Below are 16,217 nucleotides of genomic sequence, written 5' to 3' on the forward strand. Positions count from 1 at the left end.
TCGTCCCTGTTATCGATTGTTGGTGATTTGAAGCTCTGAAGCGGCTCTTGATGCCTCCTGATCCGGGCGACTACGTGAAGGTCACGCTGACAGGCCCGAAACCGGAGACTCTCGCCTCGTAGACTTCGCCGACCGACACCGGTGAGACCGGGCCAAGCGCGCCCGTCAGCACGACGTCGCCACCTCGCAGGGGTTGGCCGGCGCGTGCCATCGCCCTTGCGAGCCAAAGCCCGGCACGCAAGGGATGACCAAGGCAGGCCGAGCCACAGCCGACCGACACGATCGTTCCGTTGCGCGTCATCGTCATGCCGCAGGCCTCGAGGTCGACATCCGTCAATCGCCGCGGCGCTGCGCCGAGCACGTAGCGGGCGCTCGAGCCGTTATCCGCGACGGTATCGAGAATGCTGATCTTCCAGTCCCGTATCCGGCTGTCGACGATCTCGAGCGCAGCTACGGCATAGGCGGTCGATCGCATCAGTTCGCCAAGCGTGATGTCCTCGCCGGAGAGATCGCGGTCGAGAACAAGCGCGATTTCGGCCTCGACACGCGGCTGGATCAACCGCGCGACATCGATAGCCTCGCCGGTCGAAATCTCCATGTCCGCGAACAGCGCGCCATAGTCAGGCTGATCGACCCCGAGTTGCTGCTGCACGGCTTTCGACGTAAGACCAATCTTCCGGCCGACCAGCCGCCTGCCATCAGCGATACCGCGCCGGGTCACCTCGGACTGCACCGCATAGGCGGTCTCGAGGTTACCGTTGCCGATCTCGCCGGCGATCGGGTCGATCGGCCGCCGGGCCGACTCCGCCTCCCGGAGGCGCGTTGCGAGCCTGTCGACGAGCGTGCTCATGGCCGATCCAGGAAGGCGGCGACCAGCGCGTTGAACTCGTCGGCCTTTTCCCATTGCGCCCAGTGGCCGCACTTGGGATAGACGTGAAGCTCGGCGTTCGGCATGGTCTTCAGCAGGATGAAGGCGGAATCGAGCGGGACCACACGATCGTCGCGTCCCCAGACGATCAGCGTCTTGTGCTTCAGCGCGGCGAGATTCTCGCGCCAGATGTCGAGCGGCGGTCGCTTGAAGATGTCGATGACGTCCTTGCGCATCGCAGCCTTCAGCCGCTCCTCGAGCAACGCATCGGTGATCGCCTTGGAATCGAACACCAGAAGCTCGATGACGCCTTTCAGCTTCTGCATCGACGGGCCGTCGCCGCCGTGGAACATCGCCATACGGCGCAGGCCTTCGGTCGGCATTGGCGTGAAGACAGCCTGACTGCCACCCGTGCCCATCAGCACCAGACGGTTGACCCGCTCCGGGGCGCGCAAGGCGACCATCAGCGAGGTCGCGCCACCCAGCGAGTTGCCGACGAAGCTCGCCTTCCGGACCCCGATCGCATCCATGAAGCTGCGGACGAATTCGCCCATCGCCTCGAAGATCGGCCCGTCCTGCAGCTTGCCCTCGGTCTCGCCGAACCCGGGCAGATCGACGACGATGACACGGCGGCCGGCCGCCAGCGGCTCGACATTCTTGCGGTAATTGCTGAGGCCCGATGCGCCCGGTCCACCACCATGGATCAGGATTATTGGTTCTCCCTGCCCGACATCATGATAGCGCGTGCGGGTTCCCGTCACGTCGATGAACTTGTCACTCAGATCCACGCTTGATCTCCTGTTGATGGCAACGGTCGTTCAGGCCGGCGGAACGCCGGACTGAAGGTAGTGGTCGCGCAGCTTCCGCTTGAAAATCTTGCCGCTCGCCTCCCGTGGCAGCGCGTCGTGAAAGACGAAGCGCTTCGGCACCTTGAAGCGCGCGAGGCGCCGTTCGAGGAACGCCCTGACATCGGCCGGCGCGGGCTCTGCGTCCGGCTCTGCCTCGATCGCCGCGATCAGGCTTTCGCCGAACTCCGCATCGGGTACGCCGAACACAGCGCAGTCGCGCACGCCGGGGCAATTGACCAGGACATTCTCGATTTCAGCAGGGTAGATGTTGACCCCACCCGAAATTACCATGTCGCGTTTGCGATCGCAGATGTAGAGAAAGCCGTCGGCGTCGAGATAGCCGACATCGCCGCAGGTCACGAGGCCGGCACGATCGACCTGTTCACGCTGCTCCGGACGGCCATGGTAAGTGAAGTCCGAATAGGCCTCCGTGCGCAGGTAGATCTCGCCGATGCCGCCGGGCGCGACTTCTAGCCCGGCCTCGTCGTAGATCCTGAGCTCGCTGCCCGCCATCGGCCGACCGACCGTGCCGGGATGCGCGAGCCACTCCTCGGTGTTGCAGCCGACCGCAGCGCCGGTTTCGGTCGCGCCATACGTCTCGTGGATCACCGGCCCCCACCATTCGATCATCCCGCGCTTCACGTCGGGCGGACAGGCCGCACCGGTGTGCGTCACCCAGCGGATCGAGGACAGGTCGTAGCGATCGCGGACGGCGTCGCTGAGCCGCAGGAGGCGCACGAACATGGTCGGTACCATCGTCAGATGCGTGATCCGGTGCTCGGCAATGACCCGCAGCAGATCCTCCGGATCGAAACTCTGCTGCAACACCGTGAGGTCGGCATGCTGGAAGGCCTGCCGCGCAAAGGCGCCGGGCGATGCGTGGTAGAGCGGACCGCAGACAAAGGCCCGCATGCCGGGTTCGATGCCGTAGATCTCGCGAAGCAGTGCCGCGTTTTTCTTGATCTGCTCGGGTGACATTGGCGCGCGTCGAACACCCTTCGGATGTCCCGTAGTGCCCGAGGTGTAGATCATCGTGCCCCGCGGCGCGCGAGGCGGTTGTTCCCATCGCACAGCCCTGTCGCGAAACGCCGGCCAATCCTGCGCGTGGGACGGCAACGGCGTCGACGCGGCCGCATCATCGACGATTAAGGTCGGTAGATCGGCAGGAATGACACGTTCACCCGCCGCGATCAGGTCGCGATGCCCGATCAGGGCCCGCGGCGTGCAATCGGCCAGAATGTAGGCGATTTCGTCGGGCTTGCTGTGCCAGTTCAGCGGCACGACATAGGCGCCGAGTAGCGCGGCTGCATGCAGCACCTCGAAATAGCAGGGATCGTTCCGGATCAGCAACGCGATGGCATCGCCATCGCGGACGCCAATCGCCTCGAGCGCGGTAGCGGCGCGGCTGCCCTGCTCGAGCAGGTCCTGGCGTGCAACGCGACGCTCGCCGATCACGATCATCTTGTCAGCCATCGCGCTCACTCCAGACAAACCGTCACCTCGGCGCGCGCCGGCGGCAGCAGGACGCTGTCGAGCAGGCCGAATTCCTCGTCGCTGAGCGCAAGGGCGATCGAGAACGTCAATGCATCCATGTGACCGCTGAGAACGGTCGGGTAGCGCCATTCAGCTTTCGCGATGGTGCGGCCGCGGCCGCGGAATTCGAACAGCAGCGGCTCGGGCGTGCTCGCGCCATGTCCGCTCTGATAGCCGTCCCCGACGGCATAGACTTCGCATACGAAGTCTTCCGGACCGCGGCGCTGAATTGCGAGCTCTATGTCGAGCAGGCCGAAAGCGGGATCGGCCGCCGCGTCATCCTGGTAGAAATAGACGAAGGGAATGCGACCGTATTTGCTGGCTCCCCTCTCCGTGTCGGAGGGCACCTGTGCATCACTGCGGCCCGGCGTTCGCGGCGGAACAGGACCGAGCAGGCACATCTGCGGCAATGAGCGACAATCAGCCATGGGGTGGCCCCGCGACTGCCGTGCTCCGCAGCCTCGCCACGTCGTAGCGCCGGCCGAGGAATCCGAAGGAATTTTCGGCGAGCACGGCATCGCTGCTCAGCGCCCGCCCGGCGAATGCGCCCGGCTGCTTCTGCCGGATTGTGAAGGGATAATCGGACCCGACGACGATGCGGCTCTCGCCCACCGCGTTGCCGAGGAATGACAGCGACACCGGATCGTAGAGGATCGAGTCGTACCAGAACTGCCGCGCAAGGTTTGACGGCGCTCGCGTCATCTTGCCCCTGGCGCCGAGCGACCAGCCGAAATCCATTCGCGGCAGGATCCATGGCAGCGCCCCGCCGCCATGGCTGAGCAAGACACGCAGCCGGGGAAATCTTTCGGGCACACCGGCGGCGAGCAGCGACACCGACGCGAGCGCGGTTTCGAGCGGAAATACCGCAGTCGCGGCGAATTCCGGGCTGCCGCCGATGCGCTCCATGCCGGCCGGGTGCAGCGGATGCACGAATATGCCGAGATCGAGCGACTGGGCGGCCTCGTAGACCGGAAACAGGCTTTCGCTGCCGAGCGCCACGCCGTTGATGTGCGACCCGATCTCGATGCCGGCAAAGCCAAGCGCCTTGAGTTTATCCAGCTGCCGGACGGCACGTGGCACATCCTGCATGCACACCATGCCGATACCGGCGAAATTGCCGGGCGCCTGCGCGATCATGCCCGCGATCTGGTCGTTCATGAGGTCCGCGAGATATTCGGCGTCATCAGGCGGCAACCAATGCGACAGCAACTCCGGCATCGGCGAGAGCACCTGCATGTCGGTGCCGTCCTCAACCATATCCGCGAGCCGCTGCTCGACGTCCCATGATCGCGTATCGATCTTCCGGAATACCTTGCCCGCGATGATCACCATCGCCTGATCGCCCGTCGAAAGCTCGACGCTCGGCCAGCGCGCGTCCCGCTTCGGGTCGGCGGCCAGCCGCGCAGGCACAACATGCGTGTGAATGTCGACCACAGTGCCCAACGCGCTCTCCCTGTCGCTCTGTTGCGAGCTTCTTGTCGTGATCCCCGCCCGCGCCGCTGCGCGTCGCAGAATTCACTTTACAAACAGGAATGATTGTTTTTATCTTTGCTGTCAAGACGCCTCTGAGCGTCACGGCGGCGACGAGCGGAAATGCCGCGCTGAGGGAGCCGCCAAGAGAGCGGCAGAGGGAGCGAATGACGTTGGATCCGCAGCAAGCGCGTATCGTAATCGTTGGAGCCGGACAGGCGGGCGCCCGCGCCGCCGAGGCCTTGCGCGCTGCCGGACATCGCGGCCCGGTCAGCCTGATCGGCGAGGAAGAGCACCTTCCCTACGAACGCCCGCAACTGTCGAAGGCCATTTTGATCGACCGCGTTTCCAATCCGGTGCTGGTCTTGCAGCACCAGCAGTGGAGCGACCTCGATGTCGCATTGCACACCTCGTCCCGTGCCGTTGCAGCCGATCTGCAGCGTCGTGTTGTCGGCCTCGCCAACGGACAAGAGCTCGCATTCGACCAGCTGCTGCTCACGACCGGTACACGTGTGCGTCGCCTGCCCGAGCTCGACAATGGCCCACTCCCCGTCTGCTACCTCCGCTGCATGAACGACGCGCTGGCGCTGCGCCAGGAGTTGCAGCCCGGTCGACGGATTGCGCTGATCGGCGGCGGGGTCGTCGGCCTCGAAGTCGCCTCCGCCGCGATCGGGCGCGGATGCCACGTCACCATCATCGAGAAGGCCGAAGGCTTGCTGTCTCAGATCGGCTCCGGATCGCTCGGCCAATATCTCCATCAGCTCCATGCGTCGAAGGGCGCGAAGATTGTATGCAACGCCGTGGCGAAGCGATCGACATCGCGCGGACTGGAACTCGACGACGGCAGCTTCGTCCCGGCCGATCTCGCATTGGCCGGCGTCGGCGTCGAGCCGGTCACTGAGCTCGCCCAACAACTGGGCCTCGATTCCCAGCATGGCATCCGCGTCACCTCGAGCGGCGCCACCCATGCCGATAGCATCTTCGCCGCTGGCGATGTCGCCGAGCAATGGAGCCGGAGCCACGACCGCTGGATGCGCATCGAGAACTGGGCCAATGCGCAGAACCAGGCCATCGCCACCGCAAAATCGATGACGAACCTCGCGACTGCCTATGATGCCCCGTCCTGGTTCTGGTCCGACCAGTACGACGCCAACATCCAGGTCGTCGGAAATCCGGCCGGTGGCGAGGAGATCATCAGGGGCGACGTCGGCGCCGGGCGCTTCGTCACCATCAGCGTCCGCGACGGCGAAGTCGTCGGCGGCATCACCGTCAATTCGGCACGAGACATGGCGGTGCTGCGCCGGCTCGTCGCCTCACGCAAGCCTGTTCGAAAAAGCGAACTCGAGAATCCCGCACTCGAACTGAAGCGCTTACTCGCCGCCTAGGGAAGAGGAAACCACAATGAACGCAGAACAGCCGCAGCCCGCGCTGCTCGTCGATCCGGCCCAGCGCATTTTCAAGGTCGCGCGCCGCAATTTCGTCGACCCCGAGATCTTCCGGGCCGAAAAGGAAATGATCTTCGACCGCTCGTGGCTCTACCTCGGGCATTCGTCCGAACTCCCGAAACCCGGCGACTTCATCACCCGCAAGGTCGCTGGCCGCGGCATCCTGTTCACCCGGGACAGCAAGGGACAATTGCGCGCCCTGCTCAACACCTGCCCGCATCGCGGCGCCCAGGTCTGCCGCGAGCGCAAGGGCAACGCCAAATCGTTCCAGTGCTTCTACCATGGCTGGGTGTTCGGCGCTGACGGCAAGTTGCGCAGCCAACCAGGCGAAGCCTCCTACCCCGAGGGGTTCAAGGGTCGCGACACCTCGAACATGCAGCCAGTGCCGCGGTTCGAGACCTATCGCGATTTCAACTTCATCTCGTTCGACAGCAACATCATGCCGCTTGTCGACTATCTCGCCGGCGCGAAGGAATACCTCGACGTGATCTGCGATCAGACCGACGCCGGAATGTCGATCGTCGCAGGCAGCCAGGAATATTCGATCCGGGCGAACTGGAAGCTGCTCACCGAGAACAGCATCGACGGCTATCATGCCGCGACCACGCACGCGACCTATTTCGACATCCTGATGAGTTCGACGGACAACCTCGCTACCGGGATGGGTGCCGGCGGCTACGGCTACGACCTCGGCAACGGTCACGCCGTCCTCGAATACGGCGCTCCCTGGGGACGACCGGTCGCGCAGTGGATCCCCGGATGGGGAGAGGCTGGCAAATCGGAGATCGGGCGGATCTACGACAACCTCGTCGCACGCCACGGCCAGGAGCGCGCCGATCGGATCGCGCGCAGGAACCGCAACCTGTTCATTTTCCCAAATCTCGTCGTCAATGACATCATGGCGCTGACCGTGCGCACCTATTTCCCGATGGCCCCCGACTACATGGTGATCAACGCCTGGGCGCTGGCGCCAAACGACGAATCGGCATGGGCGCGGAAGTACCGCCTCAACAATTTCCTCGAGTTTCTTGGCCCCGGCGGCTTTGCCACGCCCGACGACGCCGAAGCGCTGGAGCACTGCCAACGCGGCTTCGAGAACTCCAAGGAAGCCCTGTGGAACGACATCTCGAAGGGAATGGGCAAGGAAAAAGCCCAGCACGACGACGAGCTCCAGATGCGTGCGTTCTGGACCCAATGGAACAAGCAGATGTTTCCTGCGCCTGCGTCGGGCATCAAGAGCGCCGCGGCCTGAGGAGGACAAGATGCAATCCGCCAACCGAACCGAAGTGGAAGACTTTCTGTTCAACGAGGCCGAGCTGCTCGATCAATGGCGCCTGCCGGAATGGCTGACGCTGTTCACCGACGATGCGAGATACGAAGTACCCTGCACCGATCTGCCGGCAGACGCCTCGTCGGATGTCAACCTGTTCTACATCGCGGACGACCGCGCGCGGCTTGGCGAACGGGTCAAGCGGTTGATGAAGCGCACCGCGCACGCCGAATTCCCACATTCGAAGACGAGCCGGATCGTCGGCAACGTGCGGATCCAGTCACGGCGCGAGGACGAGATCGACGTCACGTCCGTGTTCCAGACGCTGCGAACCAAGGACGGTGTCACCGATCTCTACTTCGGAACGAACAAGTATCGCCTGGCGCTGCGAGACGACGGCTTCCGCATCCGCGAAAAGCGCTGCCTGCTCGGCGGCGAAGGCTTGCGGCCGAGCGGCCGCATCAGCATCGTGCTCTGACGGATTAAATCGGATGAGTTCTCGTTTCGATCGACAGACAGTTGTGGTGACCGGGGCCGCCAGCGGCATCGGCGCCGTCATCGCCCGCCACTTTGCCGACGGCGGCGCCAACCTCGTGGTATCCGATATTGACGAGGGCCGCCTCGGTGCGGTTGCCGACGAGATCGCCGCAAGCGGCGCGAGGCGCCCGGTCGTGAAGGCCGGCGACCTCTCGCGGGAGGACGTTGCAGGCAGCGTCATCAAGTCGGCGGTCGACAATTTCGGTGCGCTCGATATCCTGGTCAACAACGCAGGCGGCGGGATTATCAAGCCGTTTCTGGACCACACTCCCGATACGTTGCGGACCACGATCGATCGCAATCTCTGGACCGCGCTGTGGTGCACCTGGCACGCCGTCAAGGTCATGAAGGCCCGCGGCTACGGTCGCATCGTCAATATCGGAGCGGACTCGGTCCGCAACGGTCTCTGGGATCACGCCGCCTACAACGCCGCCAAAGGCGGCGTGCATGCAATGGCGACCGGACTGGCGCGTGAATTCGCCAAGGACGGCATCACCGTGAATGTCGTCGCTCCCTGCATCGTCGAAACACCCCAGGTCAAGGAGATCACGCTCAAGGCGCCGAAGGCGTTGCAGCGCTTTGTCGACGTGGTGCCGATGGGACGCCCGGCCGAGATGGACGAAGTGGCATCGATGGTGTGCTATCTGGCTTCGAAGGAAGCCTCGTTCGTCACGGGACAGGTCATCAGCGTCAATGGCGGAAGCACAATGCTATGACGACCACGATCAACGGCATTCTCATCGGCCCGGTCCAGGACTTTCCGGAGGGCGAGATTCGTCCCGCGACGATGCCCGATGGCACTAGCCTTGCGGTCTACAATGTCGGCGGCACGATCTACGCCACGGCCGATCTCTGCACGCATGGCGAGGCTTCACTGTCCGAAGAAGGCATCCTGACCGGAAATATCGTCGAATGCCCTTGGCATTTTGGTACATTCGATGTCACCAGCGGCGCGCCGACCGGCATGCCGTGTACGGTTCCGTTGAAGACCTTCCCGGTCAAGGTGATAGAAGACAGCGTCTATGTCGAATTCTGACGAGCCAAAGCCCTCCTCCCGCCGTAGCGCCCCGGCATCGCGCGGGCCCGCAACCCGACAGAAGCTGAGATCGCGCCGGGACAGCACGGCCGAGCCGAAATACGCGCCGCGACGAACCCAGGCTGAGCGGAGCGAAACCACGCGCAAGCAACTGATGGACGCTGCGGTCAAGCTCATTCGGCGCAACGGCTATGTCGGGCTGCGGACGATCGAGGTCGCCGACCTCGCTGGCGTTTCGCGCGGCGCCTTGATGCATCATTTCCCGAGCAAGCACGAGCTTGTCGTGGCGGTGCTGGCCTATGTCAACGAGATCACCTTCACCCAGAGTATGCGCCGCGCGCAGTCGGCGCGGCACGATGGCGGCGATCCGATCGACAGCATCATTAAAGACGCAGAGGACTTCTTCTTCGGCGACTATTTCTTCATCGAGCTCGCCATCGCGATGAGCGATGACAGCACCCGGCAGATCAAGCGCGAGACCCGGCAGTTCGCCCGGCAGACGCGCTTCTCGATCGAGGCGACCTGGCTCGACACGCTGATTTCGTCCGGAATTCCTGAACAGCTCGCCAAGGACGTGCTCGCTTTGACGCTGAGTGTGGTCCGCGGCTTCTCGGTCAGAATGCTGATCGAGAACGATCCCGAGCACTTCTCACGGCTGCTCGGTGTCTGGCGCCAGATCGTGCGGCAGCACATCGAGAGTTCGATACCCAAGCAGTCGAGAAAGCGGACATGACGGGTCAAAGTTCATCCGAGAGGGTGCCACAACGCTCCCTGATCGGGCTCTGCTACGTTAGATTGGCCGTCCGCGAGCCGCAACCGGCAGCGGCGTTCGCCACCGACATTCTGGGCTTGCAGCCAGTACCCGACAAACAGGCTCTACTCTTCCGATCGGACGATCGCTATCACACGCTGTCGCTGATACCGGCAACGGACTCGTCCTCAATCGGCATCGAGGTTTCCGACGAAGCGGTGCTCGAACGCGTCGAGCACGCGCTACGGAACGACGGCTTCACCGCACGTCGAGGAAGCCACGACGAGTGCAAGCAACGGTTCGTCCGAGATGCATTGATTGTGCAGGATGCCACCGGCAACGAGATCGACCTGGTGCTGCGGCCCGCGCAAAGTGGACGCCGCTACTTTCCGAGCCGCGACGCCGGCATCACCGGGCTGCAAGGCGTCGGGCTGCGCAGCGTCAGGCTGACGGACGATCGGCAATTCTGGACTTCGATCCTTGGTGCCCGGATCAGCGACTGGGCCGGCGACGTCGCCTATCTCGGGATCGACCGGAAGCATCACCGCATTGCGCTCTATCCATCCGACCGGCCCGGCATCCTCTATGTCAGCTACGGCGTCGAGAGCCTGGATTCGATCATGCAGGGCCACTATTTCGTGCAGGAGCGCCAGATCAAGATCCTGCATGGCCCCGGACGTGAGCCAGCGTCCGGGCAAATCTTCCTGAGGTTCGAGGGGCCTGAAGGATACGTCTTTTCCTATACGCACGGCCTCAACGACATCGACCCCGATCATCACCCCCGGCAGTTCTCTGCCCATCCCTCCTCGCTCTGCGAGTGGGGCAGTCAGTGCCACGGCATTCCCGAACTGCAGCCGGCCGGCGACTGACGAGTACCGAAGCAACGGAGGCGCCACATGATTGAATTGCGGGATCTCGCCTATGTGCGGCTCGGCGCCTCCAACCTCGAGGATGCGCAGAGCTTTGCCACCAGAAGTCTCGGCCTGCAGGTCGGCGAGCGGGCGAAGCAAACGCTCTATCTGCGTTCCGACGACCGGGCGCACACGCTCTGCTATTTCGAGGGTGATCCGCGGGACCAAACCGTCGCCTTCGAAGTCGACGATGCGGACAAGCTCGACGCCGCCGGCGCAACGCTCGATGCGCTCCGCCATGCCGTCCACGCCGGCACGCCGGATGAATGCGCGCTCCGCAAGGTCAAGGCCTTCATCGCGTTCAAGGATCCGACCGGCAACCAGATCGAGCTCGTCGTGCGGCCCGAGCGCAGCGGCAGGCGATATTTTGCCACCCGCGATGCCGGGATCACCGGTTTCAGCCACGTCGGCCTGTTCACGACCGACCCCGTACGCGACGAGCTGTTCTGGACTAAGGTCTGCAACGCCCGCGTCAGCGATCGCATCGGGGACATCGCGCTCATGCGGGTCAACGCGATCCATCACACCGTTGCGCTGGCCCCCGGCCGTGGGCCCGGCGTGCATCACATCAATCACCAGGTCGAGAGCAACGACGACGTGCTGCGCTCGTACTATCATTTGTCGGGCCAGCGCGTTCCAATCGTCTTCGGTCCGGGTCGTCACCCAACGTCCGGCGCGCGCTTTCTCTATTTTCAGGGTCCCGATGGCATGGTGTTCGAATATTCCGTCGGAGTAGACGAAATCGAGGATGAGGAAACCCATCGGCCGCGGCAGTTCGGCTTTGAGCCATCTAGCCTCTGCATGTGGGGCGCGAAATCAGCACGTCCGCGTTAGCTCGTCCGGCGGCGTTTGAACGCCCCCCGCTCACCTCTGAAGGCCCGCTCGAGTTGGCTGCAGCGAGATTTTCTCGGCTTTCCCGGTGCCGCCCTTTGTGCGCTATCCAACTACGGCTTCGCCCCGCCAGCAGCACCGACGATATCTCATTCGATCCTTCGCGCGCCGGACGGGCCTAAGCGCCGCTTCCAGCTGCTGTCGTGACGATTGGCAGTAGCTCGTTTACGGCGCGATCGGGAGTCTCGTCCTTCCAACGCACCGATCCGAACGGCCGCTCCAGCATCCGGCGCACCCGCACCGGCCCGGGCCCGATGTGGAAGTTGATCGCTCGCAGATACAGTGCGCGCTCGGGCATTGTGGCACGGTTGCGCTGGTGCAGAAAATCGATCCAGGTCGGGCAGTGATAGCGCTCCGTCCACAGTTCGGGATCGGCGACGTCGCGCGCGATCGACCATCCATAGGCGCCGTTGCGCTGCCGGCTAAGCTGGACCTCCTGCATCACGCTATGGAAGGCACGCGCATTGTCCTGAGCGACACGATATTCGATCTCCACGACGAGCGGTCCACTGCGACCGGTCAATTGCATTCTAACCTCGGGATCGGAAAGCAACTCGCTCGCAACTTCATTGCGTGCGCCGACCCGTGGCAGGCGCAGCCAAAGGCCGAGCAGCATCGAAAGCGCCATCATGCCGGCGGCAATCAACAATGCCATCTCGACGCCGAAACTATCGGTTAGACGACCCCAGCCCCAGCTTCCGATCGCAATCCCGCCGGAGATCGATGCCTGGAAAGCGGCGACCGAACGGCCGGCGACCCAGCGAGGCGCCGAAAGCTGGACGCCGACGTTGAACAGAGTGACCGCCAGCATCCACGCCGCACCGTAAACGACAAGCGCCGCCGCCGTCAGCAACGGACTGTTGCTCAGCGCTACCGTGGCAGCGGCACAGGCCATCAGGACCGCACATGCGCGCACGGCAGCCTCGCCGCTCATGCGGTTGCGTATCCTGGTCAAGTTCAACGCGCCGATTACGGCGCCAACGCCGAAAGCACCCAACATGATGCCGTAGATCTGCGCCGTGCCGTGGAGGAGATCGCGCGTCACCAGCGGCATCAACGCAGAAACCGAGCCGCCGATCATGCCCATGACGACAGTGCGCATCAGCACGATCCTGATCGCAGGCGAATTCGTGATATAGCGCACGCCGGACACCATGGCGCGATTGAGCCGTTCGCGCGGCAACCGCGGCGGTTCGCTGACGCGATCCCAGAAGAACAGCACGACAAGGAGTGGAAGATAGAACAAGGCGTTGGTGGCAAAGGCCGCGACCGAGCCAGCAGCGGCAACCACGATACCGCCGATTGCCGGTCCGAAGCTCCGCGCTATGTTGAAACTGATCCCGTTGAGCGCGACAGCAGAAGCCAGTGTCTCCCCCGGCACCTGCTCGCTGACTGACGATTGCCAGGCCGGGCCGAACAGCGCCATGCCTGTGCCGATGACAAAGCAAAGTGCCAACAGGGAATTGGGTGTTATCAGGTTGAACCAAGTCAGCAGCGTCAGCCCGGTGGCGCCGGATAGCGAGATCGCTAGCGCCACCATGCCCACAACTCGCCGATCGTGCATGTCGGCAATCGCACCGGCCGCCAACGCGATCAGCATCACCGGCAACAATATCGCTGTCTGCACCAGCGCGACCTTGTCGGCCGACGAAGTCATCTGCGTCATCGCCCAGGAGGCACCGACGCCCCCGATCAGGAGCCCCAGATTGGACAGCAGACCTGCAGACCAGATGCGCCGGAATACGGGATATCTAAGCGGCGCAGCGATGCCGTCGCCGGCAGGGCTTGAGTGCTTCGGCGGCTCCGTCATCGTGCTCTCCCACCCCTCAATCGAATGCCACCGGGCTGTCAGTTCGACTTCAACCTGACGTATCTGCCGGGCGCCGGCTCGATCACCCCGTACTTCTCGTTGCCGGCACGCTCCGGAGCCGGAATCGTTCCGCTTGAATGCCGCTTCATCCAGGCATCCCAATCCGGCCACCAGCTTCCAGGCACCTCCTTGGCCCGGTCGAGCCAGTCCTTGGCTTCGCAATTGAGGTCGTCGTTCAGCCAATGACTGCGCTTGTTGCGTGCAGGAGGATTGATCACGCCGGCAACATGACCGCTTGCGGCAAGCACAAAGCGGGGATGCGTGCCCATGAGATCCTTGGAGCGGAACGCACTCTGCCAAGGCACGATATGATCTTCGCGCGAAGCAAGTACATAGAGCGGCGTCTTGACCCTCGACAGATCGATCGACAACCCGCACTGCGTGGTCTTGCCCGGCTGCTTGAGGTTGTTTTCGAGGTACGTGTTGCGGGTGTACCAGCAATACATTGGACCTGGCAGGCTGACGCTATCCGAATCCCAATACAGCAGGTCGAATGCGTCAGGTGTTGCCCCCTTCAGATAGCTGTCCACGACGTAGCGCCATATCAGGTCGTTGGCGCGCAGCGTTCCGAAGGTGAACGCAAGCTCCTTGCCCGGCAGGATGCCGCCGCCGCCGATGGTCGCCTCGCGCAGCGCAACCGAGCCTTCATCGATCAGGAGGCCGATGTCGCCGGTATCGGCAAAGTCGAGCATCGTTGTCAGCAGCGTGAGGCTCGTGAGCTTGTTCTCACCGCGCGCCGCCAGCACCGCTGCCGCGCAGCTCATGATCGTGCCACCGACACAGAAACCGAGCGCATCGACCTGCTCCACCTTCGCGATATCGCACACCACGTCGATGGCTTGCAGCGGGCCCTTCGTGAGGTAGTCGTCCCATGTGAACTGGCCGATTTCAGGTACGGCGCTGCGCCACGAGATGAGGAAGACCTGACGACCCTGCGCAACGGCATATTCGACGAACGAATTGCCCTTGCCGAGGTCGAGAAGATAGTACTTGTTGATACAGGGAGGCACGATCAGCAGCGGTGTCCGCTCGACCTCGGAGGTTTGCGGCGCGTACTGAATGAGCTGGATCAGTTCATTCTCGAAAATGACGGAGCCGGGCGTGACCGCAAGATTGCCGCCGACCTCAAAGGCGGATTCATCGACGCGCGTAATTCGGCCTTTCCTGATGTCCTCAATGAGGTTCGCCATTCCGTTCGCAAGGCTCGCCGAACGCGTCTCGATGGCGGTCCGGATCACCTCGGGATTCGTCGCTGGAAAGTTTGACGGGCTCATCGCATCGATGAATTGCCGAGCGTAGAAACGCAGTTGCAACTTCGTCTTGTTGTCGACCTGCGCACTATCGACCAAATCGTGCATCTGCCGTGCCGTCAGCAGGTAATATTGCTTGAGGAGATCATAGTACGGAGCCTCCTGCCACGCCTCGTCCTTGAACCGCTTGTCGCCGCGCTCCGGCTGGACTTCGGCCTTGGTTCCGAGAGAAAATGCCCTGATCGTCGCAGCATTCCAAAAGCGCCAGACCTGCGTGAGGTAATCTCGCTGCATGTCGAGCGCTAACGCAAACGGCGAAAACATCTGCCCCGCCGAAGCCGGCTTCTTTCCACGCACACCTACCGTCATCGCCAAGGCTTCATCGAACTGCTTCATCGATTGTTGTCCGGCTTGCATCAGGCGCTCAAGATATTCAGATGGATCCCCTTGGGTTGTGAAGCTGTTCATGTGCGTCTCCTCTGCAGGCGCCTCGCAGTCATGTTTGCATATTTTGTTCAGAGCGGCGCTTCCGACAACATAATTGTTGCCGATCGTGGCCGCGCCGTGCAGCTGATCGTTGCTGCATCGCGGTAAGTGAGCGCTCGTCAACAGGCTCACGCACACCGCTTATTTCGCGAGTGCCGGATTGCGTCAGCGATGTCCGAAATTAACCTGAACGTAGAAGAACCTTTTGCGACGCCGCACCCGCCGAATATGGTCGAGCTTGCGACAAGGACGGGAGCTTCACGCTCCCGTCGTTTCGTGCGCGGCGTGTTGGTGGGGTCCGTGAGGCCCGAAAGAGTTCGAGTGAGCGATAACCCATTTGCTGGAAGCGCTAATGGGAGCGACCAGTTGCGAGCGAGCGCTCATGATCTCAATCGGCACTACGTCCGCAATCCAGAGGCAGATCCGATGATGACCGCCATGGATGCGAACGTCCATCGGGCAACAAAGCAGGCGCCGAAAAGCCGCTGCGTCCAAATCAAGCGTCGCGGCGGCAATCGCCCAAGCTTACGGATGCAGCGCCGAGGTCAACTACGACCGCATGTATCCGCCGCTGGCAACCATGGCGAACAGACCGATATCGCCGCAGCGGCCGCGACAGCATTGGTGGGTCGGGACAACGTTGACACCAACGCACCGATTGTCACCGGATCGGAGGATTTCGCCTTCATGCTGGAAGCTCGCCCCGGATCGTTCATTTTCATCGGTAATGGCGTCGCGCCCGATGGTTCGTTCAACAACGTCCACACGCCGCTCTACGACTTCAACGACGAGATACTACCCCTCGGTTCGGCTTATTGGGTCAGCCTTGTCCATCAGGAACTTTCCGGACACGCATCCTGACACCTCCGAAACCGGCTCGAGAATGCGCTGACCTGATTGCTGTGAAACATAAGGGTTTTGCCAGCTTCGTGCTCGCAGGTTGTTTCCGAATTGGAGTGTTCGTGCTTTGCCTGGTCGCGCCTTGCCGATAACGGCGCAAGGCACACAGGCTGGTGTGACGGTCCTTTGACGGCAGTTGGTCCCGCGTCAT

The 16,217-nt window shown here is 62.9% G+C and carries 16 protein-coding genes; 9 read left to right on the forward strand and 7 right to left on the reverse strand.

What is annotated here, in order from left to right:
* Positions 1-70: 70 nt before the first annotated feature.
* From AC628_RS18825 to AC628_RS18845, 5 genes are read right to left on the reverse strand one after another with little or no spacing between them, the layout of a single operon-like run.
* Positions 71-850: a 2-keto-4-pentenoate hydratase gene (locus AC628_RS18825; protein ID WP_074128252.1), complete on the reverse strand. Its 780-nt coding sequence runs from the start codon at positions 848-850 to the stop codon at positions 71-73.
* The gene (locus AC628_RS18830; RefSeq protein ID WP_210190229.1) at positions 847-1,656 is read right to left on the reverse strand and encodes an alpha/beta fold hydrolase; all 810 of its coding nucleotides are present in this window, start codon (positions 1,654-1,656) and stop codon (positions 847-849) included. Before AC628_RS18830 ends, AC628_RS18825 begins: the two co-directional genes overlap by 4 nt.
* A gap of 30 nt (positions 1,657-1,686) precedes the next feature.
* Positions 1,687-3,189 (reverse strand): AMP-binding protein, encoded by a 1,503-nt coding sequence (locus tag AC628_RS18835; RefSeq protein WP_349510120.1) that lies wholly within the window; start codon positions 3,187-3,189, stop codon positions 1,687-1,689.
* 5 nt (positions 3,190-3,194) lie between these two features.
* Positions 3,195-3,677: a hypothetical protein gene (locus AC628_RS18840; RefSeq protein WP_143201678.1), complete on the reverse strand. Its 483-nt coding sequence runs from the start codon at positions 3,675-3,677 to the stop codon at positions 3,195-3,197.
* Positions 3,670-4,683, reverse strand: coding sequence for an amidohydrolase family protein (locus AC628_RS18845; protein ID WP_074128254.1), 1,014 nt, complete (start codon positions 4,681-4,683; stop codon positions 3,670-3,672). The genes AC628_RS18840 and AC628_RS18845 overlap by 8 nt, the downstream gene beginning before the upstream one ends.
* A gap of 203 nt (positions 4,684-4,886) precedes the next feature.
* On the opposite strand from AC628_RS18845, the gene AC628_RS18850 reads away from it, so the two are divergent.
* The 8 genes from AC628_RS18850 to AC628_RS18885 all read left to right on the forward strand — a co-directional run bounded on the left by AC628_RS18850 (position 4,887) and on the right by AC628_RS18885 (position 11,503).
* A complete protein-coding gene (locus AC628_RS18850) occupies positions 4,887-6,104 on the forward strand; it encodes an NAD(P)/FAD-dependent oxidoreductase (protein WP_074128307.1) in 1,218 nt (405 codons plus the stop codon).
* 16 nt (positions 6,105-6,120) lie between these two features.
* The gene (locus AC628_RS18855; RefSeq protein ID WP_074128255.1) at positions 6,121-7,416 is read left to right on the forward strand and encodes an aromatic ring-hydroxylating oxygenase subunit alpha; all 1,296 of its coding nucleotides are present in this window, start codon (positions 6,121-6,123) and stop codon (positions 7,414-7,416) included.
* A gap of 10 nt (positions 7,417-7,426) precedes the next feature.
* Entirely contained in the window at positions 7,427-7,912 is a 486-nt protein-coding gene (locus AC628_RS18860) for an aromatic-ring-hydroxylating dioxygenase subunit beta (protein ID WP_074128256.1), read from the forward strand.
* A gap of 13 nt (positions 7,913-7,925) precedes the next feature.
* On the forward strand, positions 7,926-8,687 hold the full coding sequence (locus tag AC628_RS18865) for an SDR family NAD(P)-dependent oxidoreductase (protein WP_074128257.1): 762 nt from the start codon (positions 7,926-7,928) through the stop codon (positions 8,685-8,687).
* Positions 8,684-9,007: a non-heme iron oxygenase ferredoxin subunit gene (locus tag AC628_RS18870; RefSeq protein WP_074128258.1), complete on the forward strand. Its 324-nt coding sequence runs from the start codon at positions 8,684-8,686 to the stop codon at positions 9,005-9,007. Before AC628_RS18865 ends, AC628_RS18870 begins: the two co-directional genes overlap by 4 nt.
* A 154-nt stretch (positions 9,008-9,161) precedes the next feature.
* On the forward strand, positions 9,162-9,740 hold the full coding sequence (locus AC628_RS18875) for a TetR/AcrR family transcriptional regulator (protein WP_074128259.1): 579 nt from the start codon (positions 9,162-9,164) through the stop codon (positions 9,738-9,740).
* Between the two features lie 23 nt (positions 9,741-9,763).
* Positions 9,764-10,627, forward strand: coding sequence for a VOC family protein (locus AC628_RS18880; RefSeq protein ID WP_168193406.1), 864 nt, complete (start codon positions 9,764-9,766; stop codon positions 10,625-10,627).
* A gap of 27 nt (positions 10,628-10,654) precedes the next feature.
* Positions 10,655-11,503: a VOC family protein gene (locus AC628_RS18885; RefSeq protein ID WP_074128261.1), complete on the forward strand. Its 849-nt coding sequence runs from the start codon at positions 10,655-10,657 to the stop codon at positions 11,501-11,503.
* A gap of 175 nt (positions 11,504-11,678) precedes the next feature.
* Here the strand turns inward: AC628_RS18885 and AC628_RS18890 are convergent, their stop codons facing one another.
* Positions 11,679-13,370 (reverse strand): MFS transporter, encoded by a 1,692-nt coding sequence (locus tag AC628_RS18890; protein WP_074128262.1) that lies wholly within the window; start codon positions 13,368-13,370, stop codon positions 11,679-11,681.
* A gap of 38 nt (positions 13,371-13,408) precedes the next feature.
* Entirely contained in the window at positions 13,409-15,298 is a 1,890-nt protein-coding gene (locus tag AC628_RS18895) for a PHA/PHB synthase family protein (protein WP_210190230.1), read from the reverse strand.
* A gap of 39 nt (positions 15,299-15,337) precedes the next feature.
* On the opposite strand from AC628_RS18895, the gene AC628_RS42980 reads away from it, so the two are divergent.
* Positions 15,338-16,027 carry a M20/M25/M40 family metallo-hydrolase gene (locus tag AC628_RS42980; protein WP_143201679.1) on the forward strand — a complete coding sequence of 230 codons (690 nt, stop codon included), beginning with the start codon at positions 15,338-15,340 and terminating at the stop codon, positions 16,025-16,027.
* Positions 16,028-16,217 lie beyond the last annotated feature (190 nt).

Origin of the sequence: Bradyrhizobium sp. NAS96.2 (assembly GCF_001908235.1) — a bacterium.
Lineage (GTDB): Bacteria > Pseudomonadota > Alphaproteobacteria > Rhizobiales > Xanthobacteraceae > Bradyrhizobium.